Source organism: Maribacter sp. Asnod2-G09, assembly GCF_045063795.1.
Lineage (GTDB): Bacteria > Bacteroidota > Bacteroidia > Flavobacteriales > Flavobacteriaceae > Maribacter.
This window is the reverse complement of record NZ_JBEFOA010000003.1, coordinates 312,421-337,714: the sequence shown is the minus strand read 5'-3', so window position 1 is coordinate 337,714 and position 25,294 is coordinate 312,421. Positions and strand designations below refer to the sequence as shown.

Annotated in this window: 25 protein-coding genes; 16 read left to right on the top strand and 9 right to left on the bottom strand. The window is 34.4% G+C overall.

The features are described from left to right. Positions 1–76: 76 nt before the first annotated feature. Positions 77–1,363 (bottom strand): putative glycoside hydrolase, encoded by a 1,287-nt coding sequence (locus tag ACJJVT_RS05415; protein ID WP_405397081.1) that lies wholly within the window; start codon positions 1,361–1,363, stop codon positions 77–79. A 120-nt stretch (positions 1,364–1,483) separates the two neighbouring features. Between ACJJVT_RS05415 and ACJJVT_RS05410 the strand changes: the two genes are divergently transcribed. Next, positions 1,484–2,824: a hypothetical protein gene (locus ACJJVT_RS05410; protein WP_405397079.1), complete on the top strand. Its 1,341-nt coding sequence runs from the start codon at positions 1,484–1,486 to the stop codon at positions 2,822–2,824. Positions 2,825–2,915: 91 nt separating this feature from the next. Here the strand turns inward: ACJJVT_RS05410 and ACJJVT_RS05405 are convergent, their stop codons facing one another. Next, complete coding sequence (locus ACJJVT_RS05405) at positions 2,916–3,215, bottom strand: hypothetical protein (RefSeq protein ID WP_405397078.1); 300 nt, start codon at positions 3,213–3,215, stop codon at positions 2,916–2,918. A gap of 218 nt (positions 3,216–3,433) precedes the next feature. On the opposite strand from ACJJVT_RS05405, the gene ACJJVT_RS05400 reads away from it, so the two are divergent. After that, positions 3,434–4,294 (top strand): hypothetical protein, encoded by an 861-nt coding sequence (locus tag ACJJVT_RS05400; protein ID WP_405397076.1) that lies wholly within the window; start codon positions 3,434–3,436, stop codon positions 4,292–4,294. A gap of 104 nt (positions 4,295–4,398) precedes the next feature. Here the strand turns inward: ACJJVT_RS05400 and ACJJVT_RS05395 are convergent, their stop codons facing one another. After that, positions 4,399–5,121 carry a hypothetical protein gene (locus ACJJVT_RS05395; protein WP_405397075.1) on the bottom strand — a complete coding sequence of 241 codons (723 nt, stop codon included), beginning with the start codon at positions 5,119–5,121 and terminating at the stop codon, positions 4,399–4,401. 241 nt (positions 5,122–5,362) lie between these two features. On the opposite strand from ACJJVT_RS05395, the gene ACJJVT_RS05390 reads away from it, so the two are divergent. Then, complete coding sequence (locus tag ACJJVT_RS05390) at positions 5,363–6,055, top strand: nitroreductase family protein (RefSeq protein WP_405397074.1); 693 nt, start codon at positions 5,363–5,365, stop codon at positions 6,053–6,055. An 84-nt stretch (positions 6,056–6,139) separates the two neighbouring features. Here the strand turns inward: ACJJVT_RS05390 and ACJJVT_RS05385 are convergent, their stop codons facing one another. The 5 genes from ACJJVT_RS05385 to hxlB all read right to left on the bottom strand — a co-directional run bounded on the left by ACJJVT_RS05385 (position 6,140) and on the right by hxlB (position 10,900). After that, positions 6,140–7,531 carry an FAD-binding oxidoreductase gene (locus ACJJVT_RS05385; RefSeq protein WP_405397073.1) on the bottom strand — a complete coding sequence of 464 codons (1,392 nt, stop codon included), beginning with the start codon at positions 7,529–7,531 and terminating at the stop codon, positions 6,140–6,142. Between the two features lie 93 nt (positions 7,532–7,624). Beyond that, a complete protein-coding gene (locus ACJJVT_RS05380; RefSeq protein WP_405397071.1) occupies positions 7,625–8,122 on the bottom strand; it encodes a YybH family protein in 498 nt (165 codons plus the stop codon). A gap of 136 nt (positions 8,123–8,258) precedes the next feature. Beyond that, positions 8,259–9,344 carry a nickel-binding protein gene (locus ACJJVT_RS05375; protein ID WP_405397070.1) on the bottom strand — a complete coding sequence of 362 codons (1,086 nt, stop codon included), beginning with the start codon at positions 9,342–9,344 and terminating at the stop codon, positions 8,259–8,261. Positions 9,345–9,635: 291 nt separating this feature from the next. Next, entirely contained in the window at positions 9,636–10,265 is a 630-nt protein-coding gene (gene hxlA, locus ACJJVT_RS05370; RefSeq protein ID WP_405397069.1) for a 3-hexulose-6-phosphate synthase, read from the bottom strand. A 50-nt stretch (positions 10,266–10,315) separates the two neighbouring features. Continuing rightward, a complete protein-coding gene (hxlB, locus tag ACJJVT_RS05365; protein WP_405397067.1) occupies positions 10,316–10,900 on the bottom strand; it encodes a 6-phospho-3-hexuloisomerase in 585 nt (194 codons plus the stop codon). A gap of 227 nt (positions 10,901–11,127) precedes the next feature. On the opposite strand from hxlB, the gene ACJJVT_RS05360 reads away from it, so the two are divergent. The 4 genes from ACJJVT_RS05360 (at position 11,128) to ACJJVT_RS05345 (ending at position 14,900) form a co-directional block, all read left to right on the top strand. Further along, positions 11,128–11,970: a helix-turn-helix domain-containing protein gene (locus ACJJVT_RS05360; RefSeq protein WP_405397066.1), complete on the top strand. Its 843-nt coding sequence runs from the start codon at positions 11,128–11,130 to the stop codon at positions 11,968–11,970. A gap of 209 nt (positions 11,971–12,179) precedes the next feature. After that, positions 12,180–13,163: a TRAP transporter substrate-binding protein gene (locus ACJJVT_RS05355; protein WP_405397064.1), complete on the top strand. Its 984-nt coding sequence runs from the start codon at positions 12,180–12,182 to the stop codon at positions 13,161–13,163. Then, positions 13,160–13,612, top strand: coding sequence for a TRAP transporter small permease (locus ACJJVT_RS05350; RefSeq protein WP_405397062.1), 453 nt, complete (start codon positions 13,160–13,162; stop codon positions 13,610–13,612). The genes ACJJVT_RS05355 and ACJJVT_RS05350 overlap by 4 nt, the downstream gene beginning before the upstream one ends. A 10-nt stretch (positions 13,613–13,622) precedes the next feature. Next, positions 13,623–14,900 carry a TRAP transporter large permease gene (locus ACJJVT_RS05345; protein WP_405397060.1) on the top strand — a complete coding sequence of 426 codons (1,278 nt, stop codon included), beginning with the start codon at positions 13,623–13,625 and terminating at the stop codon, positions 14,898–14,900. Positions 14,901–15,308: 408 nt separating this feature from the next. On the opposite strand, the gene ACJJVT_RS05340 is transcribed toward ACJJVT_RS05345, so the two are convergent. Further along, a complete protein-coding gene (locus ACJJVT_RS05340) occupies positions 15,309–16,664 on the bottom strand; it encodes an aminopeptidase P N-terminal domain-containing protein (protein WP_405397059.1) in 1,356 nt (451 codons plus the stop codon). 270 nt (positions 16,665–16,934) lie between these two features. Between ACJJVT_RS05340 and ACJJVT_RS05335 the strand changes: the two genes are divergently transcribed. The 9 genes from ACJJVT_RS05335 to ACJJVT_RS05295 all read left to right on the top strand — a co-directional run bounded on the left by ACJJVT_RS05335 (position 16,935) and on the right by ACJJVT_RS05295 (position 25,284). Beyond that, entirely contained in the window at positions 16,935–17,549 is a 615-nt protein-coding gene (locus ACJJVT_RS05335; protein WP_405397058.1) for a TetR/AcrR family transcriptional regulator, read from the top strand. Position 17,550: 1 nt separating this feature from the next. Beyond that, positions 17,551–18,798 (top strand): TolC family protein, encoded by a 1,248-nt coding sequence (locus ACJJVT_RS05330; RefSeq protein WP_405397057.1) that lies wholly within the window; start codon positions 17,551–17,553, stop codon positions 18,796–18,798. Positions 18,799–18,811: 13 nt separating this feature from the next. Next, a complete protein-coding gene (locus ACJJVT_RS05325; RefSeq protein ID WP_405397056.1) occupies positions 18,812–19,720 on the top strand; it encodes an HlyD family secretion protein in 909 nt (302 codons plus the stop codon). A gap of 38 nt (positions 19,721–19,758) precedes the next feature. Then, on the top strand, positions 19,759–20,217 hold the full coding sequence (locus ACJJVT_RS05320) for an OsmC family protein (RefSeq protein WP_405397054.1): 459 nt from the start codon (positions 19,759–19,761) through the stop codon (positions 20,215–20,217). Positions 20,218–20,223: 6 nt separating this feature from the next. Then, positions 20,224–21,126 carry an ABC transporter ATP-binding protein gene (locus tag ACJJVT_RS05315; protein ID WP_405397053.1) on the top strand — a complete coding sequence of 301 codons (903 nt, stop codon included), beginning with the start codon at positions 20,224–20,226 and terminating at the stop codon, positions 21,124–21,126. Further along, positions 21,126–21,854, top strand: a complete 729-nt coding sequence (locus ACJJVT_RS05310; RefSeq protein WP_405397052.1) for an ABC transporter ATP-binding protein — start codon at positions 21,126–21,128, stop codon at positions 21,852–21,854. The genes ACJJVT_RS05315 and ACJJVT_RS05310 overlap by 1 nt, the downstream gene beginning before the upstream one ends. After that, a complete protein-coding gene (locus tag ACJJVT_RS05305) occupies positions 21,851–22,957 on the top strand; it encodes an ABC transporter permease (RefSeq protein WP_405397050.1) in 1,107 nt (368 codons plus the stop codon). Before ACJJVT_RS05310 ends, ACJJVT_RS05305 begins: the two co-directional genes overlap by 4 nt. An 83-nt stretch (positions 22,958–23,040) precedes the next feature. After that, entirely contained in the window at positions 23,041–24,162 is a 1,122-nt protein-coding gene (locus ACJJVT_RS05300; RefSeq protein WP_405397049.1) for an ABC transporter permease, read from the top strand. A 261-nt stretch (positions 24,163–24,423) separates the two neighbouring features. Continuing rightward, positions 24,424–25,284: an RNA polymerase sigma factor RpoD/SigA gene (locus ACJJVT_RS05295; RefSeq protein ID WP_405397048.1), complete on the top strand. Its 861-nt coding sequence runs from the start codon at positions 24,424–24,426 to the stop codon at positions 25,282–25,284. Positions 25,285–25,294: the final 10 nt, after the last annotated feature.

Genomic DNA, 25,294 nt, shown 5'->3' with positions numbered 1-25,294 from the left:
TTTTAAAATATGACAACTGTCATTTACAATTCTATATATTATAGAACAGACGGGTAGTCTATTATACACATAAACACTATTGCTCGGTTACCTTTCTCAACACAGTTCCGCTTAAAGCATTCAGTACCATAGAATTTACCTCTTCCCCTACTTCATTTAAATAAGGAGTGTCCAAATTTAATTGTATACTACCGGTGTCACTAGCATTTACTAAAACTAGGGCACGAGAGAACTCTCTATGGTAGAGTCCGTTTTCTAGTTGCGTATAGTTGCCATTGGCTATTCCAAAATTCCATGTGTATTCATCTCGCCAAGGTGAAGGGTCATTATAGGCATCGGTAACCTCTTGTTCAGAAAAATAGGTGTTACCATCGTTAACCAACCAATAACTGGCAAAGGCATAATAAAAGCCTTGGTTATCATTTGTTGAAGTATGCGGTTGTACCAAGGTGATTTTGTTTTCTAACTCGTTTACGACCACTTCGTTAATTTGAGGTGCAAAACCTTCAGCATAGTCAGATAGGTAATTTCCGTTGCTGAAAACAAGCCACCATTCGTCTAAAGCACCATCTAAATGCTGCATATAACTTTCCCAAACGCCAGGGTGTAATCTAGTATTGGTAATATTGGCGATTCCGATTTTATCATCAGCCTTAAGTCTGGTATTTATGGTCGTCAACATTGACTTGTATGCCAGTTGAAAATCTTCATCAGATTCATAGTTTTTGGGGAATATATTTTCATGATAGGTATCTAGCGTGTAAATAGCATTGTCCATTAATACTCCGTCCCAATTATTAGCAATTAGCTCGTCAACCACTTGGTTTGCCCAAAGCTGTTGGTATTCTGTATTGCCAATATCCATCTGCCAATGATCGATATAGCCGGTATACTCCAATCGATTATCATTTTCATCCACTAAAAACCATTCAGGGTAATTGCTATCGGCATATTGAAAACCCACTCCTGTTGGTAAATATTCATTGTCTTCCCCATTTTCAACGGCATAACTTCTAGTAGAAGAAAGATCTTTGTAAACCAATGTTTTAATATCAGGGTTAACAGATTTAAATTTCTGCACATATTCATGAAACCAAGCATTCATTACAATTAAATCTCGTCTTGCTGCTTCGGTTTGTATTAAGGCATCGGGTATTTCTTCGTGATGCAGGTATAACCAAAACAACTTGGTTTGGTTGACGATAGTATCAGTTGAGATTTCTTCAAGTATTATAGGTGGTTCAGTAGTATCAACCTCAGAAGAATCAATCTTATCAGTGAACGCCTCATTTTCATCACTGCTGCACCCTTGACAGATGAATAGGATAGATACCGCTACTACTCTTAAAATAAGCTTGTTCATAATTCAATTTTAATATTCGGCAGATTTGGGAATCTGTAATCAATTTACGGAAAATCATTGTTTTAACAACTATATGGATATTTCTAAACGTACATAACATAACCCCAAAATTAAAACGCTATGCGAAAATTAAAGACTTACCTATGGTTATTTAGTCTTAGTTGTGCCATAATTGGCTGTACTAATGAAGAAGCTATTTTACCAGTAAATGACAGTATTGAAGCTGAAACAGAAACAGCAGAAGAAACAGTTGAAGAGGCGGAAGAAACGGAGCCTACAACTGACGAAAATGTAACATCGGTAGATGTGGCAACAACACTCATTGCAAACGACCTTGAACCACACCCCATGCAAGATGTTGCAAAACCAGCATATTTAGAAACAATTGTAGATCCGTCGTTCGGAACACTTATTCGTAGAATTTCGAATGCAGGTACTGGCGGAGTAATTAAACCTATGTATAGTACCATACAGGCATGGAATGCAGATGAAACTAGAATGATCTTGTATGATCAAACTAATGGAGTACATCAATTACTGAATGGTATGACATATGAGTTTATTCGGAATCTTGATGATGTTCGACCAGACGATTTAGAACAACTCTTTTGGGATTTTAATAATTCTGATATTTTATATTATTTGGATGCCGTTACCGATGAATTTGTAAAGTATACAGTATCATCAGGTACTAAAGATATTCTTGTAAACCTTAAAGAAATAGCTAACTGCTCAGGAAGCATTAGTATGGGTAATGATGTGCAAATGATGTCTTGGGATTCTGATGTTATAGGATTTCGTTGCGATAACAGTCAGGGGTATTCTTATAGAATATCTACACAAGAATTAGTTACCTTCAATTTAGATGATGTCAATTATACAGCGGCAATGCCAGCACCAAGCGGAAACCTATTTTATCATAACGTATCATCTTATGATGCTAATGGTAACTTTAAGGCTAGATTGAATATGAGCAAAGCAGAACATTCTTGTCTAGGAAAGATGGCAGATGGTACTGATACAAGTTTCTCTGTAAGTTTTGATACCGGACCAAACGGCGGATGCCAGGGTAATATCATTGCTTATGATTTAAATACAGGTGATTGTCTACCCGTCATATCAGAAGATTTAGGGTATGCCTATCCGAAATCGGGAACACATATATCTGCAGTTGCACATAAGAATCCGGGATGGATCGCTGCATCCATGATCGGTTTTGAAGGAGATGGTCAGGCATTGTTAGATCAAGAACTGGTAATAGCTAGTGTTGAGCCAGGTAATGTTCAAGTATACAGAATTGGACATCATAGAGCAGATGAAGACGAGTTTGACTATTGGGGAGAACCGCACGCTGTTATTAGTCCTACAGGTACAAGAGTACTTTTTGGTTCTGATTGGAGCGGTAGTGAAGATGGTACCTCTGTAGAATCTTATGTGGTAGAGTTGCCTTCGTTTAATTAGATAACCGGCTTGTAGATTGTTAATAACAGTAAGTACTAAAAGCAAAAAAGGCATATTCATCAGAATATGCCTTTTCTATTATAATTTATGTTTACTTCAACAAAGCAAGTATACCTTGTAATTCAGTAACGTCTAAGTTTGAGCTGTTATCTGTATCTAATACATCAAAATTTTCAGCGACAGAGCCAATAGCTTCTGTAGAGCTAATAGCTGCGTCGTTATTTGTGTCCAAAAGACTAAATAGACTTGCTACTTGTTGTACTGTAGAATTAGAGCTTAAAGAACCTAATAGTTGAGCAGCATCTGAAACCTTAGAGGTATCCATATTTTTAACACTATTACAGCTGGTTAATGAAGCTACTAAAATGAATGTTGCAATTACTTTTTTCATGGTTATGTGTTTTATAATTTAGTGCAAAAGTACTCTTAAACTAGATATGGTTGTACTAAAGATATGCGAGTAGTACAATTGTCGATACATATTCAAGAAATTGATAGATGAAAAAGAATTTTTAACTGTACTTCTAAAATAAGTGGTTACAAACAAATAAGTTATTTTAACTCATTGTTAGCTTACATCTCGAGAACTCTAAAAAAAGAAAGTATTATATGGATAAAATATATGACATTGAATCAATTGAAGAACTTTCTGGCTATCTAAATGCTTTAAATACGGACGAAATAAGAAAAGCACTCGAAACTGAATTTAAAAGTTTAGTTGAATATAAAGATGCGAATGAGTGGAATAAACTTGTAAGAATTTGTGAGGTTTTTTCAATTATTGGATGGATAAATTTAGAACGTGTTGATGCTATTTGCTACAAATCAATGAATATTTGGATTACGGAGCTTCGTAATAAACAAAAGGAAGCAAGATTTTTATCAGCAAGTTGGCTTAAACGAAAAAATGGATTTATTTACACAAACCCAAGTTACCATTATAGTCCTGATATTAATGAAAAGCAAAGTATTGGTTGGAAAGATTTTCCGAAAGCAGACCTTAAAGAAATTGATGTACCTAAGTTATTAGATCAATGCAATAAGCAAAAAGTAAACCCTATCATATTTTCGGGTGTATACCAATATCAATCAAAAATTGACCGTTCAATGCTGTTTCCTTTACTCAAAGAATTGCGAATACGACTCGACAACAACCTAAATGTGGACAATTTTGGTAATGGAATAAACAAAATTTATATTCATTATAGTACAGCAAAACCCAATGAAGAAGGGATAACAAGACTTTTGAAAAGTAGATTTTCGTCAAAAGTATCAGAATATTCAGCAGACCTATTTATAGGAGAAGAATTTGTTCTGAAAACAGAAATACAAAGAAAAGAATTGCTGAAATATATTATTCTACAAGTTCTTGAAGACGTAAAGAAAAAGGTAATTAAGAATAAATTGAAATATGATATTGATCTATTGATAAGTGAAGTAAAAAATGAAGCATCAATTTGGATTGACTAATAAAACAAAGGCTAAAACCGTAAATGATTAACTGCTTGATTTTAGCCTACTAGTGAATTTTCTATTCGTTTTATATTTCTTGATTTTAATGTTTTATCACACAACTAATCATTCATTACTTTAAACCAAATATCTATAGTCGTTTCTTCTGGTCTGTCTTGTTGTGGTGGCGGTCCGCCTTTTGATCCCCCGCGACCACCGCCGCCCTGGCCTCCTCTTCCACCACCAGGTCCGCCGCCTTGACCACCACCGCCAAAGCTGATATTTGAATTTTTATCTTGAGTTTCTTTTTCCCTTTTAGGTGTAACGATACCAATGGATAATTTAGATAAGTTAGCATCGGAAATTTTATGCTTCGGAATGATCAGTTCATACTGTAACTCTTTATTTTCTTCATTATAAACGTAGTTAATAGAAACCCCTAATTGGTTTAGGTCTAAATGGAATTCTTGTTCATAATCTAGATTTGTATATTCCCCAATTTTTGGCATCTCAGCTAATAGTGTAGCAATATCAGGACCGCTTTGCTCCTCTTCTTGATCTTCTCTGCTTCCATTATTTCTTTCGCTTCTATTCGGTCTTTCAGGCGGCGCGCTGTTTATAGGGTATTGTATAGCCACATTCTTTTTTCTTTTACCCTTAACATCAAAATACACATTAAAGCCTTTATGTAACATGGTAAGCATTGTGGCTTGGTCAACAGTGCTTAGTTGTACGTGAACATTTTCATCCGTAATAAAACCATTATAATTGATGTTGTCTTGTGATTTTTGGGCTTGGATTGTTGTTGCCAATAAAACTATCATTGCTTGAAGATATAATCTCATACTTAATTGCTGTTATATATTAAGTTTCAAACTTAACATTAATGCAAAAGCAAGAAGCAAAGTTTAAGTGGCTGTAAAGTAGCTCTCAGTAAACGTATCATGTTGGGCGGTAAATGAATTAGTTTATTAATCAAACTAGTCGATAACTATTGTTTCAATGATTCAAAAAACTGTGCTAATTGATACTTTAAAAAAGCAATATCTTTGAGAGTAGAAATTAAAATTAAACAACACTTAAAAAATGGCGACCGAATCTCATATATCTGTAAACGGACATACGCATGTACTATATAAAGAAAATGCCTTGTCACAAGAAGAACTTATAAAACAGAGCGAGGTGTTTTATAAGCTTTTAGATGAACGAAGATCGGTAAGAGAGTATGCAGATAATCCTGTGCCAAAAGAAGTGATTGAAACTTTAATTAAAACGGCATCTACAGCACCATCAGGGGCGCATAAACAACCTTGGACCTTTTGTGCGGTATCTAACCCAGTATTGAAAACGAAGATTAGAGAAGCCGCCGAAGCAGAAGAGAAAGAAAGCTATGAAAGTAGAATGAGCGACCGTTGGTTGAAAGATTTAGAACCGATGGGTACGAATATGTACAAGCCCTTTTTAGAAGATGCACCTTGGCTTATAATCATTTTCAAAAAAGTACATGATTTAGATACTGATGGTGAAAAAGTGAAAAATTACTATGTAAATGAATCTGTAGGTATTGCTGCTGGCATGTTAATTACAGCGATACACAATGCGGGGTTGGTTACATTAACACATACTCCGAGTCCGATGAACTTTCTCGCAAAGCTATTAGGTCGACCGAGTAATGAACGCGCATTTTTATTGTTACCAGTTGGTTACCCAAAAACACCAACATATGTGCCAGATATAGAAAGAAAACCATTAGATGAGGTTTCTAAGTTCTACGAGTGATACTTTAAGTAAAGATATTTTAAATCCTATCTAATAATATTTTAGATAGAATTTTTTATGCACATTATTAAGTAGATTGTTGAATTAGGTAGACGGTTTTATATTCTGATTTACTTGAAATAAATTCTGCGGGTCATAACTATTTTTGATTTTAACCAGCCTCTTATAATTGTGTTTATAACTGGCTTTAATTCGATTTTGACCTTCATCCATCATAAAATTAGAATATGCACCACCGGCAGAAAAAGGATGCAAGGCTTCTTGGTATGCTTTGCACCATTCTGTTATCTCTGTAGCTTTATTTGGATCAGAAGATACACCAATGAAAACCCCGGCATATTTCGCATCTCTATATGCCCACGGCGTATCCTCAGCACCTACTCTACTCGCTGCCCCTGTAATGGGGTACAAATGCATTTGTGATAAAGGTGTCGGAATTTTAGAACCGTATTTTAAATGTTCAGCACGAATTTCAGGAGTTAAGTCATTGAAAAAATCTGCACGCCAGTACCACTGTAACCCTGGGGGTAATAATCCGTCAAACATGCCTTGTAAGCTTGGGTAAGGCATTTCGCCAACATGGGCAAAAACAGGATTCAAATCTAAAACCGGTTTAAAGATATCTGCGAATTTGTCTGGGTCACCGGTATAACACCAAACAATAGCACAGAATTTCTTATTGTGTAATTCCGCAGGAAAAGGAGATTCAGGTATTATCATAGTTGCAATGAAGCCGTTGAGGTCTTCAGACACCTCATGTATGAAAGTGTCGTACCATTCCATGATTTCTTCTACTTTTTCTATAGGCCATAAAGTGGGTCCTCCAGTAATCATTTTTACAGGATGCGCTTGAAAGGTAAAAGAAGTCACCACTCCGAAATTACCGCCACCGCCACGTATAGCCCAAAACAAATCTGTATGCTTAGATGCATTTACAGTTACGAAAGATCCATCTGCTAAAACCATTTCAGCTTCGATGAGGTTATCTATGGTAAGTCCGTATTTTCGAGATAAATAGCCTACACCACCACCAAGCGTTAATCCGCCAACACCAGTGCTAGAAATCATACCTGAAGGTATTGCCAGACCAAAATCATGTGTAGCACTATCGACTTCGCTCCATATATTACCACCACCCACTTTTACTGTATTATTAGAAGCATTAACATCAACAAACTTAATACCAGAAAGGTCAATAACTAAACCATCATTACACAGACCCAACCCAGCTCCATTATGACCTCCACCTCTTACAGCAACTAATAAATTGTTATCTCGCCCAAAGTTAACGGCAGCGACTACGTCATCAGTATTTTTACAGAGAGCGAATAGTCCGGGGTGTTTATCAATCATTGCGTTATACACTTTTCGGGTATCATCATAACTAGTGCTTGAAGGCAATACAATGCTTCCTTTTAAAAGCTTTTTAAATTCATTGATGCGGTTTGATGGTATTTCAGCAACTGTATTTTTCATTTTTTATATATTTAAATGTAAACTTTAAATGATATTATTTAATTTATTGATGTATAGTAATTAAATACTAAATTAATAATCTATTTTTTGTTACTAATTTAGTGGAGAATGATGTTCGTGGACCATTTTCCAGCCATCTGTTGTTCTAACAAACAACAAGGTTATTTGGTCATTAACTATTACTACATCTTCACCAAACTTCAAATCAAAGTCTGAATGGAATGTTAGGTTAGCAACATCGCCGTACACCGCTATCTGCAAATCTTTAGCATCGAATTTTACCACTTCGGTTACAGAACCGAAAACTGTACGTTCATGAGCTTCAGTTGCTACATCTCCATTTCGTGGTTCACCGTTCTTGAATTCTGTAAACTTCGGTCCATAAGCATGAAAGGATATCAACTTATCCATATCGCCATCTTTTATACTTTGAGCAATAGCTCCAAAAGTTTCTAAGACTTCTTGTTTTGCCTCTGGAAATTCTTCGTTGATTAAATCGATTTTTGCATCGTGCGATTCTGTTTTAGTCGAAAATCCTGTCAATAAAATTCCAGAAATCATCAATACTACTAATGTCAATTTTGTCTTCATAATTAAAAATGTTTATTTGGTTCTCAACAAAACTAGCGCAGAAGAATATCTTCAAATTCTATATTTAGACCAAATAAAAGCACTTTTAGACCATTAAGTAATTATATATAATAATCTGTATTACAGTGATTTGTAATTAAAAAATAAAACTAGATGGCTGTATTCCGTATTTTTTAAAGAAACATTTAGAAAAATAAGCGGGACTATTAAATCCTGTAGAATAGGCAATTTCAGAAATGTTGGCATCTTGTTTTCGTAGTAAAGCTAAAGCTCTATCTAATCGATAGTCTCGTAAATAAGTGTTAGGAGATTTTCCTACTAAATCCATCATCGTTCTATAAAGTTTTGATTTACTGTATCCTAAATTTTCTTCAAAACCATTCACCGTAGTAGCAGAATGAGACCAAACTTTCTCTGTAATATTCATGAGGGACATTAGAAATTCTTCATCCTTAGTTTTTACAACAATTATGGAATCGCTTTGTATGGGTTTATTTTGATTTTCACTTTCATAGAGGTCATTTACAGCTGTGGTTATCGAGAAATTACCTTTAGAGATATCACTCAAATAATCTGATGTCTTTATAGTGTCTTCGAAGATTTCGTCTTTATTGGTAACCGGTATGCCAGCGCTCATACCAATTTTAAACTCCAGATCAGGGGTGACAATAGTATTATAGCTTTGAATAATTTCTGTGGCGCAATGAATACCATCACTAACCGAGGCAAAAGACACTAGAAACGAATTAGATTCATGGCGAACCAAGCCACCATTGTATTTAGCTATTAATGTTTTTATGGCAGTAGTATATCCTCTAATAACTGCTTGAAGTGTAGTTATATCTTTAGTTCGTAAGCTTTTGTTTTTTATTTTAAGAATCATTAAAGTTCTAAAGGCGGGGTCGTTAACGATATTAAGAGTGTCGTCTTTAGATTTTTCGGGGTCTTCAATTCGACCAAGAAACGATTCTACAATAGTATCGTTGACCTCAATAATTCGTGTTGGTACGGCACCATGCGCATTTTCATGTAATTCGATAAGTGCTTCTTTACTTGGAGCTTCAATTAAGCAAAAGGCAGTTTTTCTTATCTCATCGCACCAATAGGTGAGTCCGCGGCAACCATATTCATGTTCAATATCTAAATCGGCCTTGTGCATTTCGGCAACATGTGCAGCGGTAACTCCGTCAGGTAAGTCGTGTAAATCTAGAAATAAAGGCATCCTCTTTGTTTTAGTGTAATACTACATAGTTCATCTAACAAGAATGATATATGTCGCTCTTGCTATTTTGTATGTACCAATTCTATTTAAGGGGAATGTTTTGAAATTACGTAATTTCTAAGAAGTTACGTTAATTAAAGGTGTAAATATTTGATTATCTAAAATTTAGATTTATTTGAGATAAATCAATTAGGCTATCGAAATATAACTAGGGGTATAAAACTTCAAATCCCCATTAAACTAATGAGGATTTGTGTTGCTGTAAAAGTGTAACTATCGCCTTCTACTTGCTTAAGCCATTGCCAATTCTTGTAATTCTTTGGCAGCTTTAGCAGGATCTTCTGCACCATAGATAGCTGCACCAGCTACTGCAACTGTTACGCCAGAGTTTTTAACCGCGGTAATACTGCTTAAATTAACACCACCGGCAATCGAAACTGCCACCCCTGCTCTTGTTGCTTCATCAATTAATACTTGAATAGAGTATCCGTCTTCAGCTTGCTCGTCTAAACCAGCATGCAATTCTACGAACTCGGCACCTAAAGCAATAGCTTCTTGTGCACGTTTTACTCTGTCTTTTACTCCGATAGTATCAACAACCACACCTTTACCATGTGCTTTTGCTGCTTTTACTGCACCTGCAATTGTTGAATCGCCCGTTGCACCTAAAACCGTAATATAATCTGCACCAGCACCGAAAGCCATGTTAGCTTCTAGTTCACCAGCATCTGCAGTTTTAAAATCAGCCAATACCAATTTATCAGGAAAAGCATCTTTCATCTTTCTGATACCTGCTAAACCTTGACTTTTAATAAGCGGTGTACCTAACTCGATAATATCAATATACGGAGCAACTTTTGTTGCTAATGCAATAGCGTCATCAATGTTTAATAAATCTATTGCTACTTGTAATTTTGCCATAATATTCTATTTAAAATGTTATTAATTTGTATCTATTTTTCTATTCTTAATTATTCCATATTCGCGTGACGTTTCCATAATTCAGAAGCAGAACTACCGTCAAGATCCCAAAGCGTTTGTATTAATGCATCAAATACCAAAAGCAACGATTGTTCAAAAAGGCTACCCGCATATTGTTGAGAAACATTTTCGTCACGTTCTTGCTTTTGTGCAGCAGGTATTAATACTGTTTGTATTGATAACTCAGCCAATGGAGAACTACTATTGGTTGTAATACAGACGACATCTGCACCAACATTTTTTGCGGTTTTTGCAGCATTCACAATTCCGCCAGTTGTACCAGATCCAGAACCTGCAATTAATAAGTCTCCTTCTGCAATTGCCGGTGAAGTCGTTTCTCCTACTACATGAACGCTATAGCCTAAGTGCATTAAACGCATGGCAGCAGCTTTCATCATCAGCCCTGTTCTACCTGCACCCATTATAAAAATATGTTTGGTATTTGTAATAATAGGTATCAGTGCAGCTACTTCATCATAATTTATGGTGTGTACTAGTTTTATGTGCTCATTTATAATGATATTCATTGCACTTTCAACCAATTGGGTATCCTTATTTTTTAGTAAATTTTCCATAATTACTTTGTTGTTTTTTTACTGCTTCACTAATTCGAGTACAAAGTTATGGCGGTACTTACGCTATTACTTATACAATTTGATAGATGTGTGGTACAATCTGCCCATAGCGTAAAAACCATTGGTGTTATTTCCTATTTTTGTGGTACATTTTGGAAATGACGGGATTTTAGCTTGTAAATTGTGCTTTCTAAAATCAACTATTAAAGTGCTTAAAAAATAGAATTATGCTGAGTGATAAGGTTTTATACATTAAAGATTTAGGTAACTGTCCCCCATCCTATTTAAACGACCCTGCTAGAAGAGATTTCTATGAAATTGTATGGTTGGTTAATGAGGATGCTCTACATGTACCACAACATGATTTTCAAACCTTAAAAGGAGATTGGATCTATTTGATTCCCCCACACCGGGTTCATCAATTGAATAAAGCAGGTAAAAACGGAGTGCTTATTTCTTTTAAACAAGAATTATTAGAAGGCGATCTAAAAGAGTTTTTGCTAGATGTATTTAGAATGTTCAATATACAAGGTGAGTTTTCTTGTTTACAGGTAAATGAAGAAACCAGTAAAGGATTGGCGACCGTATTACAATTATTGAAAGATGATTATAATAAGGAAACGGTAAACCTAATTATGATAAAAGCATTGTTAAAGGTGTTTCTATTAAAGTTGATCCATTTAAAGGAACAACATTTTACCTTACAGGATATAAATGAAAAGCGCGTTTATGAGTTCATGCTTTTGCTTGAAAATAATTATAAAGAAGAGCGTAATGCCAAGTTCTATGCAGAGCAATTGGGTATTAGTGCAAAGCGATTGAATCAGATATTGAAAGAAAAGCTAGATAAAACCGGAGTACAATTAATTCATGATCGATTAATTCTAGAAGCCAAAAGACAGATTATACATAGTGAGAGTACGATAAAGGAAATTGCGTATAACCTAGATTTTAAAGATCACTCCTATTTTAGTCGATTCTTTAAACAACACGCAGAACAAACTCCGCAAGAGTTTCAAAACAAGGTAAAAGAACATGTTATCTCACATGATAATACCTTGTATAGTTAATTAATAGATTTTACGATTATTTTCTTTCGATTGACTCGTGGCATTGCACTATAGATTTAGATAAGAAGTATTTTAAAGTGTATTTAATACAATAGAATAAATTATGTAACAATTTGATTGTAAGTAGTGAATTTGAAAATTGGTTCGCTTTTAAAGTTTTAATATTTGTATATTAGAATCCTATATATTTAAATAATTCAGCTGATTTTATGGTTCGTAAAAAGTTTCGGATTATTTATTTTTCATGTCTTCTAATATGTTTTTTAGGCTGCAAGACAAACGACCAAAACAACTTTGTTTTAAAAGCAAGCCTTTTAGTAAGCGAAGATCACTCTTGGCATAAAGCATTTATATTTTTCGGAGAACGCTTAAAAGCAGAATCTAATGGTCGCTTACAATTAGAAACTTTTCCTTCTGAACAATTGGCTAAAGAGGTAGAGGCTATAAGAATGATTCAGACGGGCGTTCTAGATATGACCACTACCAGTTCATTACTTAGTAACTGGACAGAAATTATGACATTTTGCGAGTTGCCTTTTTTATTAAAGAGTCCAGATGACGTTGAAATATTAATGAATGGACCTTTGGGTAAACGTATTTCTCAAGAAATGCAAGAAACCACAGGCTTAATACCACTTGGTTATTTTCAGGCAGGTGTTCGCCAACTTACTTCTAATAGACCAATAAAACATCCAGATGATTTACAGGGATTAATTTTGAGAGTGCCCAATGTGCCATCTTTTGTAACCGCATGGGATGCCTTGGGCGCAAAAACAACTCCCATGGCATTTTCAGAAGTATTTACCTCATTACAACAAGGTACTATAGATGCGCAAGAAAATCCATTAGCACTAATCAAAGTATCAGGATTTTATGAAGTTCAAAAATACGTTAACCTCACCAACCATGTAGTAAGCTGGACCTACCCGGTTATTGGAGAGAAATCATTAAATAAGCTTCCGAAAGATTTACAAAAGTTATTTTTAAAAACATCAAAAGAGATGATTGATTATCATCAAACCTTGTTTCTAGAAAATGAAAAGAAAATACGAGAAGAATTAGAAGCTAAAGGGATGATTTTTGTTGATGTTGACAACGAAGCATTTGTACAAAAATGTGGTACCACCATGTATGATATTCTTTCACCAGAAATGCAGATTATATATAATTCAGTTAAAGAAGATTTGCCTTGAAATCACTATTTAAAGCTTTTAGAAAATTGATGATATGGGGTACAATTACCAGTACTTTATTATTTATAGGGATTACATTAATTCAAATATATGGTAGATTTTTTATGGTTAAAGCGCCTTCTTGGTCAGAAGAAGCAGCTAGGGTAGCTTTTATTTATGCTATTGCCTTTGCGGCCGGTTTAGCGGTTAGGGGTTCTTATTACGTCGATTTCGGTTTCTTGGCTCAAAAACTAAAACCTCGTTTACAAAAACGGCTTACTTATTTTGTTTGGGGTGTAACTGTTATATTCATTGTACTATTTACCTATTACGCTATAGATTTTTTAATGTTGGGGTTATTAGAAAAATCGCCAAGTTTAAAATATAAAATGGCCATATCATTTTCAGGAATAGCAATTATGGGACTTTCCATTTTAGTACATCTATTAGATCAAAAACCAAAAATTTAATATCGAACTTATGATAACAATTCTTTTTGTGGTTTTTGTTGTGTGTCTACTATTACGATTTCCAATAGCATTTTCGCTTGGTATATCAAGTATGGTATTTTTGATATTTAATGGGACAGATTTGATTGTAATGCCCATGAAAATGTATTCTGGTATAGATGTTTTTGTTTTGTTAAGTATACCAGGGTTTATTATAGCAGGTAATTTAATGAACCAAGGTGGGCTAACCGCAAAGATCATTAGATTCTGTAATCATTTAATAGGTCATGTTCCTGGTGGGCTTGCATTGGCAAATATTGGATCTTCTATGCTGTTTGCAGGTATTTCTGGTACAGCTATTTCAGATACGGCAAGCATAGGTTCGGTAATGATACCCGCTATGAAAAAAGAAGGTTATGATGCAGACTTCGCTTGCGCGGTTACCGCATCTTCCTCTACCGTTGGTCCAATTATACCGCCAAGTGTACCAATGATTATAGCCGCAACCTTAAGTGGTCTGTCTGTCGGTAAATTGTTTTTAGCAGGTGCTATACCGGGTTTGTTATTGGGTGTGGCAATGTTGATACTTACCTATTACATCGCTAAAAAAAGAAATTATCCCAAACACGAGCGTAGTTCTTTAAAGGACATTTTTAGAGGATTCATAGATACCTTTTGGTCGTTATTAATGACTTTTATTATTCTTTTCGGAATAATAGGTGGTGTATTTACGCCAACTGAAGCCTCAATTATAGCAGTACTTTATGCCTTTGTAGTAGGCGCATTTGTGTACAAGAAATTGAATTTTAAAAGAACCATGGCAATCATTATTGATGCCATGAAAACGTCTGCGAGTCTAATGGTCCTTATTGGTTTTGCTAACTTGTTTGGTTATATATTGGTTTCAGAAAAAGTACCTCATGAAATATCTAATATGATTTTGGGTTTTTCGGATAATAAATATGTGGTGCTTCTACTTATAAATATTCTCTTGATTCTTGTGGGTACCTTTATGGAGACGATAGCGGCATTACTTATTCTATTCCCAATTTTATTAAAAATTGCTATAAGTGTTGATGTAGATCCAATTCACTTTGCAATTATTGCACTATTGAATTTAATTATTGGTCTAACGACACCTCCTCTAGGGGTTTGTTTATTTGTAGCCTCTGGTATAGGGAAAGTACCTTTAGAGAAAGTAAGCATAGCCAATTTACCTTATTTAGGCATTAGCTTTTTAGTGTTGATTATAGTTACCCTATTTCCAGAAATAACCCTGTTTTTACCTGAACTCTTAATGGGTGATTAATAACATTCAATTAGTATTCGTTTTTAAGTAATTATATTAAAATAGCTATAGGCTGCCAAACAAATGTTGCTTATTACTGTAAAGTGATGAGAACTTCACATTGCAACAGCACTAGATTAAAACATCAAAAAAATCTTTAGGTATTCAGGGTTTCTGAGTTAAACAGTTATACTATGCCTATGTATTATAGATTTGACAATATCATATCATTTTCTTAGAAATAATTATATTTATTTAAGTGATATTAAAGATCATTCTTATTTTAGTCGTTTCTTTAAACAACACGCAGAACAAACTCCGCAAGAGTTTCAGAATAAGGTAAAAGAGCATGTTATCTCGCATGAGAATACCTTGTATAGCTAGTTATTACATCCGTTAATAACATACTAAACGTTAATAAAAAGAAATCTAGCCCTTCATTAATTCCTCTAAATCTTCTGGAGTTCTAGGTAAATCGTCACTTAATAGCTCACAGCCATCTTCAGTGATAAGAATCATATCTTCAGTAAAAACTGATATATTTTCATCATGATTATAATACCATGGCTCAACTGTAAACACCATACCTGGTTTTAGTGTTGCGGTAGATATATTTGGATCACCGGTAGAGAGACCTAAATGATGCCCAAAAAACAAGCCTACTTGCATATATTTTTTTGCATTAGCAGGAATAATGCTATTAGTAAGTGTTTGTACCTCTTTAAATGTAATACCGGGTTTTAGAAACTTAATTATTTCATCGGCTATTTTAGTTTCCATAACAAGAATCTCTTTCTGCCTTTCGGTAAACTTACCAGATACGGGAAAGGTTCTGCCAATATCACTAACATACTGCTCATATTCACAACCGACATCAAAAATAACCAAGTCGCCATTTTCCATAACTCTATTTCTACGGTTATAGTGGGTTGCTAATATACGCCATGGCCAGTGCGAATTAGGTCCCGATTTTATGATGGAACCAAAAGCTAAGCGTTGAGATCCGTTGATTTTAAAATCGCCTTCAAGAATACCTTCTAAATAACGCTCATCTACACCAGGTTTAATCTTTTTAGCAGATTGTTTAATCGCATTTACCGTTATGGTAGCAGCCTTTCGAATGATTTCAATTTCAGCTTCAGATTTGATCATACGTACATTGGCAACTGCATCGTATATATTTTCATGTTTCAAACTAGGCTGTTTCTTGCTTAGGGCTTGTAATAAAACTTGAACGGGAGAATAGGTGGCGATATAGGCGTCAGAAGCATATCTAATTTTGCCTTGCCGACCATTATTAATCAATACAGTGTTTGCTTTTTTACTTTCAGCATCCATAAAAATGCTAAAGTCTTCAATAGATGCAAGGGTTACGCCAGTTTTTTCTGTAATGCTCTTATCGTTCAATAAAGGTCTCCCCGGAAAATCATTTACCCTAGAACCATTTTCAAAACGTAAATCTCGTTCAGGTGTATATATAATTGCCGATTGGTTTTCAACATTCATCACCAAAATGGCATTTGGTAATTCTAAACCGGAGAAATAATAAAAATCATCAGCCTGTCTAAATGTTTCTCCGAATGAAAATCCGTCACTAGCAGGTATCACGACTACTCCTAATTTGCCTTGTTCTGCTAAAAGGTTCATTAGGTTATCTCGTCGTTCACTTAACTCTTCTTTTGTGAATGGCAAGTTTGTCCATTCAAAATAAGATTGCACGGGAGTTTGGGCAAAAAGAAAGGTAGCTGAGAAAAGCAGGATAAAGAATGTGATGGTTGTTTTCATGTTGGTTTGTTACGGTTAGTCCGAATTTCGAGCTTTTTTAAAACTTAAAAGAATTTTCTTTATTAATAATCAATGATTTTAAAGTTTGAGAATATTATATGGCTTAGGTTGTACCAAAAGAAGTAAATTATTCAGATTCAAAAGTTTGTAGATGTAAAATCTTAATTTCTGAATATTAGTGCTTTATGACATATTTTTGAAGCTGCAATTAGGTAGATAAGAATTTTTTTGTAATTTTGTCAACCAAATGGTTAAACCATGTAGTTAGCAATGAAAAAGGGAAAAGACGAAAATACCGAAGAACAAATTTTAGAGGCTGCAAAGATTGTGTTTCAAGCTAAAGGAATGGATGGTGCTAGAATGCAAGAAATAGCAGATAAAGCAGGTATTAATAAAGCTATGCTTCATTATTATTTTAGAAGTAAACAATTACTTTTTGAGGCCGTTTTTAAAAATATGTTTTCTTTATTGGCACCTCAGTTAAATGCTATTTTGAATGGGGATTCTACTATTGAAGATATAATTAAAAACTTCACTTTTAACTACATCTCTTTTATAAGCGAGCATCCTTATTTGCCAAATTTTATTATTCAAGAATTGAATAGGAATCCGGAGTTTATTCTAAAAATGAAGGGTAATCCAGGTTTTCCTAACCTCGTTAAATTTAAAAAGCAAGTAGAAAAAGAGGTAGAAGAAGGTATTATAAAGCCTATAAGTGCCGAGCAGTTGTTCATTAATATTTTCGCTTTAAATGTATTTCCGTTTGTAGCCAAACCTTTAATAATGGCATTCTCTAATGTGGAAAGCACCGCATATGAACAACTTATGGAAGAGCGTAAAACTGAAGTTGCTAATTTCATTATCAATTCTATAAAGAACACTTAGTATGAAACGTATACTATTCATTATTATACTACTAAACATGCTTCCTGCTGTTGCTCAGCAAAGCATTACGTTAGAAGAATGTTATAATTCCGTGACTAAAAACTATCCTTTGGCAAAACAGTCTCAACTGTTAGAAATTCAAAATAGTTTGGAAGCTGAAGTTATATCAACTACTAAATTGCCACAATTAAGTTTAGATGGGCAAGCCACTTATCAATCTGATGTAATTGAAATTCCTATAGCCAACGCCAATATTGACCCCTTAAATAAAGACCAATACCGTGCAACGTTTTCTGTGAATCAACTTATTTATAATGGCGGGGCAACGGTTGCATCGTTGGCTGTGAAATCTGCAGAGTTAAAATCGAAACAAAAACAGGTAGAAGTCAATTTGTATCAATTAAGACAGCAAATTAATCAACTCTACTTTTCTATTCTGTTAGCACAAGAAAGCAATCTATTACTAGAATCTAAAAAAATACAATTACAGGCTAAGTTAAAAGAGGTTCGTTCTGGTGTAAAAAATGGTATGCTTCTACCCTCTTCCGATAAAGTGTTGGAGGCTGAATTATTAAAAATTAATCAACAATTTCAAGAATTAGAAAGCAATAAAATAACCTTGATAGAAACGCTATCTAGATTAATAAAGCAGCCTTTAGATACTGCTACAGAATTTAAGAATCCGCTTATAGAAACGCATCCGGAGAATGAATTAATTAGACCTGAATTAGAATTGTTTCAATTGAAAAAAGATGAAATAGCACATTCAGAACATTTGATTTCCAAACAAAATGCCCCCACATTAATGGGCTTTGCCACTGGTGGTTATGGTAACCCAGGTTTGAATATGCTAGATAACTCATTTCAACCTTTTTACACGGCAGGTGTAAAATTACATTGGAATGTTTTTGACTGGAATGCGAATAAAAAACAACGGGAGTCTTTAACTATTAATAAAGATATTGTGGATAATGAGACAGAAGTTTTCAAACTCAATACGGCTATAGAACTCAACCAACAGCAAAGAGAAATTGAGAAAATAGAAGCTATCATAACTTCTGACCAGGCTATAATCAACCTTAGAAAAGAAGTGTTGCAAATGGCAGATTCTCAACTTAAAAACGGGGTAATTACCTCTTCGGCATATATCACAGAACTTACCAATTTGTATGAAGATGAAAATACTTTAATACAACATGAAATTCAGTTACAACTTGCAAAAGTAAATTACAATGTTATTAAAGGGTAATACAGACTTAAAGATGAAAAAATACAACTATATACTCGGATTTATAGGCATAGCCACTACCCTATTTTCCTGTGGTGATTCTAATGGAAAAGCGGATGGTTATGGCAATTTTGAAGCTACTGAAATTACTATTTCAGCTGAAAATAATGGAAAGCTACTACAGTTTGATGTTAATGAAGGTGATGTGCTTAAGAAAGCTCAATTTATAGGATATATAGATACCATTCCGCTAGCCTTAAAACGGGAACAGTTAGAAGTTTCTAAAGCCGTAGTGAGTTCAAAATCTAAAGGTGTGCTGTCTCAAATTAATGTGTTGAATGCCAAATTAAAAAATGGCAATATAAACAAGAATAGAATTGAGAATCTAATTAAGGATAATGCCGGTACACAAAAACAATTAGATGATATCGAAGGAGAAATAGAGGTGTTCAAAAGCCAAATTAGAAGTGTAGAAATACAGAATGCACCTGTGGTAAACGAACTTAAATCTATAGATGTTCAGCTTAGACAGATTGATGATCAAATTCAAAAAAGTAAAATTGTTAATCCAATAGCGGGAACGGTGCTTACCAAGTATGCAGAACCTAATGAGATAACAACTTTTGGTAAACCGCTCTATAAAATTGCAGATTTAAAAACCATGCAGTTACGTGTTTATATAAGTGAAACGCAATTGGCAAACCTAAAAATAGGACAGGAAGTCACCGTTAAAATTGATGATGACACTACGATGAAATCTTATAAAGGAACCATTAGCTGGATTGCCTCTGAAGCCGAATTCACACCTAAAATTATTCAAACAAAAGAAGAGCGTGTTGCTTTGGTCTATGCCTTAAAAATAGATGTAGCCAATGATGGAAGCCTTAAAATTGGTATGCCTGCAGAACTTTGGATTGATAGAACAAAGGATAATGAAAAATAAAATATTACTTAAAAACAAAATATAAAAAAGATATAATAATGGATAAGCATAGCTATAACGTTAATGTAAACTGGACACAAGAAAGAAAAGGAACTATGTGTTCACCAGAATTAAACAACAGTGCAACTAACGAAACTAATTGTATAGAAGTTGCCACACCACCAGAATTCCCTGGAGGGATGCCTAATATTTGGTCTCCAGAACATTTGTTTACAGCCGCTGTAAGTAGTTGTTTAATGACCACTTTTTTGGCAATTTCTGAGTATTCAAAGTTAGAATTCGTGAGTTTTAAATGTGAATCTAAAGGAATTTTGGAAAAAGTAGATGGCAAATTTGTTATAAGTGAAATACTATTATTCCCAGAAGTTGTGATTACAGATGAGTCTAAAAGAGAACGAGCAGAACGTATTTTAGAAAAATCAGAAAAAGCATGTTTAATCTCAAATTCAATCACTTCAAAAATTACTATGGAAACTAAAATTATTGTTCAAAATTAAAACTGAGTGAGTATATCTATTAACCATATTAGCAAATCATATAAAACCGTAAAGGCTTTACAAGACATCTCATTTGAGGTGAATGAAGGTGAACTCTTTGGTCTAATTGGTCCTGATGGTGCCGGTAAAACAAGCCTATTTAGGGTGTTAACTACCTTGTTGTTGGCAAATGAAGGCACGGCAACAGTTGCTGGTTTTGATGTGGTATCAGATTATAAGCAGATTAGAAGAAACGTAGGTTATATGCCCGGAAAATTTTCGCTCTATCAAGATTTGACCGTAGAGGAAAACCTAATTTTCTTCGCCACTATTTTTGGAACCACTCTTCAGGAAAATTACGACCTCATACAAGAAATATATGTTCAAATAGAACCGTTTAAAAATCGTAGAGCAGGCAAACTTTCTGGCGGAATGAAACAGAAGCTGGCGTTATGCTGCGCGCTTATTCACAAGCCAAAAGTTTTGTTCTTAGATGAGCCTACAACAGGTGTAGATCCAGTTTCTAGAAAAGAATTTTGGGAAATGCTAAAACGATTGCAGCAAAAAGGTATTACCATTTTGGTTTCTACCCCTTATATGGACGAGGCTACTTTGTGTGATAGAATAGCATTGATACAAGACGGCAAAATTCTACAGATAGATACGCCCCAGGCAATTATAAAACATTATCCAAAACAGATTTATAATGTTAGCGCAAATAAAACATATCAACTTATAAACGCTTTAAAAGCCTATGAACACAACCACAGTGTTTATCCTTTTGGGGAATTTATTCATTACACCGATCAAAGGTCTGATTTTAATCCCGTTGAACTACAACGTTATTTAGCCTCTAAAAAACTATTTGATATTGTAATAGAAAAAACCAAGGCTACTATTGAGGACACCTTTATGGAACTGGCAAAATAATGAAAAACGACAACGTCATACACGTAGAGGGTTTAACTAAAATGTTCGATGATTTTACGGCTGTAGATGCCATTACCTTTGATGTAAAAAAGGGAGAGATATTCGGTTTTTTAGGTGCTAATGGCGCAGGGAAAACTACAGCCATGAAAATGCTTATCGGTATTTCTATTCCGACATCTGGTGCAGCTAATGTAGCAGGCTTTGATGTTTTTACCCAACCAGAAAGCATTAAGAAGAACATTGGTTACATGAGCCAAAAGTTTGCATTGTACGATGATTTAACGGTAAAGGAGAATATTACTTTTTTTGGTGGTATTTATGGCTTGTCACGAAAAGCAATACAAGAAAAATCAGATCTATTAATTTCTGAACTAGAACTTGAAAAAGTAGCCAACCAACTAGTAGGTTCTTTGCCTTTGGGTTGGAAACAAAAACTATCCTTTTCTGTGGCTTTGATACACGACCCCAAAATTGTGTTTTTAGATGAACCCACGGGTGGTGTTGACCCTATTACCAGGCGCCAGTTTTGGGAAATGATTTATAAAGCCGCAAATGACGGCACTACCGTTTTTGCAACCACGCACTATATGGATGAAGCGGAATATTGTGATCGCGTATCTATAATGGTGAATGGCAAAATAGAAGCTTTAGATACACCAAAAAAACTCAAAGAACAGTTCAACGTTACTACTATGAATGAAGTATTTCTAAAACTAGCTAGAGGATGAAACGGTTTATAGGCTTCGTAAAAAAAGAATTTTACCACATCTTTAGAGATAGGCGCTCCTTGTTTATACTTTTTGGGATGCCCATTGCCCAAATTTTACTTTTTGGTTTTGCGATTACCAACGAGATTAATAATGTAGATATTGCCGTGCTAGACCATTCAAAAGATGCGACTACAAAAGAAATCATCAATAAAATAGCCGCTTCAAAATATTTTAGCATAAAACAAATGATTACGCATGAAGCGGATATTACTTCCGTTTTTGAAAAAGGACAGGTTAAAGCAGTTTTAAATTTTGAAAATGACTTTAGTAAAAACCTAATCAACGACCACAAGGCAACGCTGCAAATCGTTACCGATGCTACTGATCCAAATACAGCAAATACCATAAGTAATTATGTAAGCGCCATTCTACAGCAGTATCAAATAGAATTGAACAAAGGCATCACTACTCCTTATCAAATCGTTTCTCAGACGCGTATGGTGTACAATCCAGAGTTAAAAAGTGTCTATATGTTCGTTCCTGGTGTAATGACCATTATTCTTATGTTGGTTTCGGCAATGATGACTTCTATCTCTATTACAAAAGAAAAAGAAATGGGTACTATGGAGATACTTTTGGTGTCCCCAATTAACCCCTTTCAGGTGATTATAGGAAAAGTAGTTCCTTATATTTTTCTGTCTATAATAAACGCTATAGTTATCGTGCTACTGAGTATTTTTATTTTTCATATGCCAGTGCAAGGCAGTTTATTTCTGTTAGGTTTTGAAAGTGTATTATTCATAGTAAGTGCTTTGGCATTGGGTATTTTAATCTCTACTATTTCAAAAACACAGCAAACGGCTATGATGATTTCATTAATGGGGCTCATGCTGCCGGTTATTCTATTGTCCGGCTTTATTTTTCCGATTTCAAGTATGCCCGTACCGCTTCAAGTAATCAGTAATATCATTCCTGCTAAATGGTTTATTATTATCATTAAAGGCATTATGCTTAAAGGTGTAGGCTTACAATATATATGGAAAGAAACCCTAATATTAATAGGAATGACCGTATTTTTCATCGCATTAAGTGTGAAGAAATATAAAATAAGATTGGAGTGAAATGTGTACGCAGTAACACTATTCAGTCAAAAAAAAGAAAAGATTAGCATTAAAAAGAGATTCCTGTTTTTGCAGGAAGTTTTATGAAAACAATTCTATACATCATACAAAAAGAGTTTAAGCAGATCTTTAGGAATAAGGGAATGCTACCCATCATTTTTGTGTTACCGGTTCTTCAATTGATTATCCTTTCTAATGCAGCTACTTTTGAAGTGCAAAACATCAAATTTGGCTATATAGATAATGACCATACCTCTACTTCTAGAGCGCTGGTAGAGAAATTTAATGCTTCTGAGTATTTTAATGTGTTGACAGATTTTCCGTCTGAATCAAAGGCTAGTGCAGAAATGTTGCTTGGTAATGTAGATGTGGTGCTAGAAATTCCGCAATATTTTAAACGTGATTTGCAGAAAGAAAAATATATGAACCTAGGGGTTACCATTAACGCTATAGATGGCGCAGCAGCAGGTGTTGAAAATGTATATGTTACCCAAGTATTACAACGTTTTAACCAACACTTAAAAGTTGATTTACAACAAGTTTCAGATCAGCAAATACAACCCGTAAATATTAATTCGATACCCCTGTTTTGGTATAATGAAACCTTGAATTATAAAACATTTATGGTACCCGGAATATTAGTGTTATTGGTAACGATGATTACACTATTTCTTTCGGGAATGAATATTGTTCGCGAAAAAGAGATAGGCACTTTAGAGCAAATAAACGTTACTCCTATTAAAAAGAGTCAGTTCATTATTGGAAAACTATTCCCTTTTTGGGTCATTGGAATGGGGCTATTAACTATTGGGCTGCTGCTTGCTAAGGTAATATTTCAAGTCCCCATGGTTGGTAGCTTAGCACTTTTGTATTTGTATACGTCCATTTATATTTTAGTGATTTTAGGCATAGGATTGTTCATCTCTAACTTTACGGATACGCAGCAACAAGCTATGTTTATTGCCTGGTTTTTTACGGTGATTTTCATCTTAATGAGTGGTTTGTTCACACCTATAGAAAGCATGCCTAAATGGGCTCAAATCGTAACGGAATTCAATCCCATCAGGTATTTTGTAGAAGTTATGCGTATGGTAATGCTAAAGGGCTCTGGTTTTGTTGATATTTTACCCCACCTTTTAAAAACGCTGCTCTATGCCTTTGTTATGAACGGTTTGGCAGTTTGGAGGTATAAAAAGACCACTTAGTTATCCTTATATAACAGATAACTTTATCTACAGGTAGCTACATTAAGTATCATAGTATTAATTTACAAAGACCAGCAGGATAGAGAGCCCTAGTCTATAAATTGATGATTTAATAAAATAATCTCAATTTTTGAAATAATATTAACTTTTATTTATGAATATTTAAAATTTATTAAAATAATGTCAATAAATATTAAAATTCATTAGGATTTCATCAAAAAATAGCTTAAATTATAACAACGATAAAAACAAAAATAATATATGAGGCAACTGAAGATCACTAAGCAAATTACAAACAGAGACACTAAATCATTAGAAAAATACTTTCAAGAAATATCAAAAATTGATTTGATTACTGCAGATGAAGAAGTGGAGCTAACTAGAAGAATACGTGAAGGAGATCAAATTGCCCTAAATACATTAGTAAACGCCAACCTACGATTTGTAGTTTCTACAGCAAAACAATATCAAGGTAGCGGATTACGACTTTCAGATTTAATCAATGAAGGAAATATTGGTTTGGTAAAAGCGGCAAAACGTTTTGACGAAACCAGAGGTTTTAAATTTATTTCATATGCTGTTTGGTGGATCAGACAATCCATATTATCATCGATTTCTGAGCAATCGCGTATGGTACGTATTCCACTGAATAAAATCGGAGAAATCAGTAAAATCAACAAGGTGTATTCTACGTTAGAACAATCTCTACAAAGACCACCAAGTACAACCGAAATAGCTAGAGAACTAGATATGAGTGGTACGCAAGTAAAGCTTGCTTTAAAAAATTCAGGCAAACACTTATCTATGGATGCACCTTTTCAAGAGGGGGAATCATCAAATTTATATGATGTGGTAAGCTCTAAAGATGCAAACAGACCAGATGCTGGTATGATGATGGATTCCCTTAAAACGGATCTTAATCAAGCATTAAATACACTGCCTAGTAGAGAAAGCGAAATAATCAAACTTTATTATGGCATTGGTGAGAGTCACCCTAAAAGTTTAAGTGAAATCGGAGAGCTTTTTGATTTAACGAGAGAGCGTGTTAGACAGTTAAGAGAAAAGGCTGTACGTAAATTGCGTAACAAGTCTCAAAACGAAATGTTGAAAGCATATTTGTAGATTACAAATC

Excerpts from the sequence above, each read along its gene's own strand:
- ACJJVT_RS05415 (WP_405397081.1), bottom strand. The coding sequence starts at position 1,363 with ATGAACAAGCTTATTTTAAGAGTAGTAGCGGTATCTATCCTATTCATC.
- ACJJVT_RS05410 (WP_405397079.1), top strand. The coding sequence starts at position 1,484 with ATGCGAAAATTAAAGACTTACCTATGGTTATTTAGTCTTAGTTGTGCC.
- ACJJVT_RS05405 (WP_405397078.1), bottom strand. The coding sequence starts at position 3,215 with ATGAAAAAAGTAATTGCAACATTCATTTTAGTAGCTTCATTAACCAGC.
- ACJJVT_RS05400 (WP_405397076.1), top strand. The coding sequence starts at position 3,434 with ATGGATAAAATATATGACATTGAATCAATTGAAGAACTTTCTGGCTAT.
- ACJJVT_RS05395 (WP_405397075.1), bottom strand. The coding sequence starts at position 5,121 with ATGAGATTATATCTTCAAGCAATGATAGTTTTATTGGCAACAACAATC.
- ACJJVT_RS05390 (WP_405397074.1), top strand. The coding sequence starts at position 5,363 with ATGGCGACCGAATCTCATATATCTGTAAACGGACATACGCATGTACTA.
- ACJJVT_RS05385 (WP_405397073.1), bottom strand. The coding sequence starts at position 7,531 with ATGAAAAATACAGTTGCTGAAATACCATCAAACCGCATCAATGAATTT.
- ACJJVT_RS05380 (WP_405397071.1), bottom strand. The coding sequence starts at position 8,122 with ATGAAGACAAAATTGACATTAGTAGTATTGATGATTTCTGGAATTTTA.
- ACJJVT_RS05375 (WP_405397070.1), bottom strand. The coding sequence starts at position 9,344 with ATGCCTTTATTTCTAGATTTACACGACTTACCTGACGGAGTTACCGCT.
- hxlA (WP_405397069.1), bottom strand. The coding sequence starts at position 10,265 with ATGGCAAAATTACAAGTAGCAATAGATTTATTAAACATTGATGACGCT.
- hxlB (WP_405397067.1), bottom strand. The coding sequence starts at position 10,900 with ATGGAAAATTTACTAAAAAATAAGGATACCCAATTGGTTGAAAGTGCA.
- ACJJVT_RS05360 (WP_405397066.1), top strand. The coding sequence starts at position 11,128 with ATGCTGAGTGATAAGGTTTTATACATTAAAGATTTAGGTAACTGTCCC.
- ACJJVT_RS05355 (WP_405397064.1), top strand. The coding sequence starts at position 12,180 with ATGGTTCGTAAAAAGTTTCGGATTATTTATTTTTCATGTCTTCTAATA.
- ACJJVT_RS05345 (WP_405397060.1), top strand. The coding sequence starts at position 13,623 with ATGATAACAATTCTTTTTGTGGTTTTTGTTGTGTGTCTACTATTACGA.
- ACJJVT_RS05340 (WP_405397059.1), bottom strand. The coding sequence starts at position 16,664 with ATGAAAACAACCATCACATTCTTTATCCTGCTTTTCTCAGCTACCTTT.
- ACJJVT_RS05335 (WP_405397058.1), top strand. The coding sequence starts at position 16,935 with ATGAAAAAGGGAAAAGACGAAAATACCGAAGAACAAATTTTAGAGGCT.
- ACJJVT_RS05330 (WP_405397057.1), top strand. The coding sequence starts at position 17,551 with ATGAAACGTATACTATTCATTATTATACTACTAAACATGCTTCCTGCT.
- ACJJVT_RS05325 (WP_405397056.1), top strand. The coding sequence starts at position 18,812 with ATGAAAAAATACAACTATATACTCGGATTTATAGGCATAGCCACTACC.
- ACJJVT_RS05320 (WP_405397054.1), top strand. The coding sequence starts at position 19,759 with ATGGATAAGCATAGCTATAACGTTAATGTAAACTGGACACAAGAAAGA.
- ACJJVT_RS05310 (WP_405397052.1), top strand. The coding sequence starts at position 21,126 with ATGAAAAACGACAACGTCATACACGTAGAGGGTTTAACTAAAATGTTC.
- ACJJVT_RS05305 (WP_405397050.1), top strand. The coding sequence starts at position 21,851 with ATGAAACGGTTTATAGGCTTCGTAAAAAAAGAATTTTACCACATCTTT.
- ACJJVT_RS05300 (WP_405397049.1), top strand. The coding sequence starts at position 23,041 with ATGAAAACAATTCTATACATCATACAAAAAGAGTTTAAGCAGATCTTT.
- ACJJVT_RS05295 (WP_405397048.1), top strand. The coding sequence starts at position 24,424 with ATGAGGCAACTGAAGATCACTAAGCAAATTACAAACAGAGACACTAAA.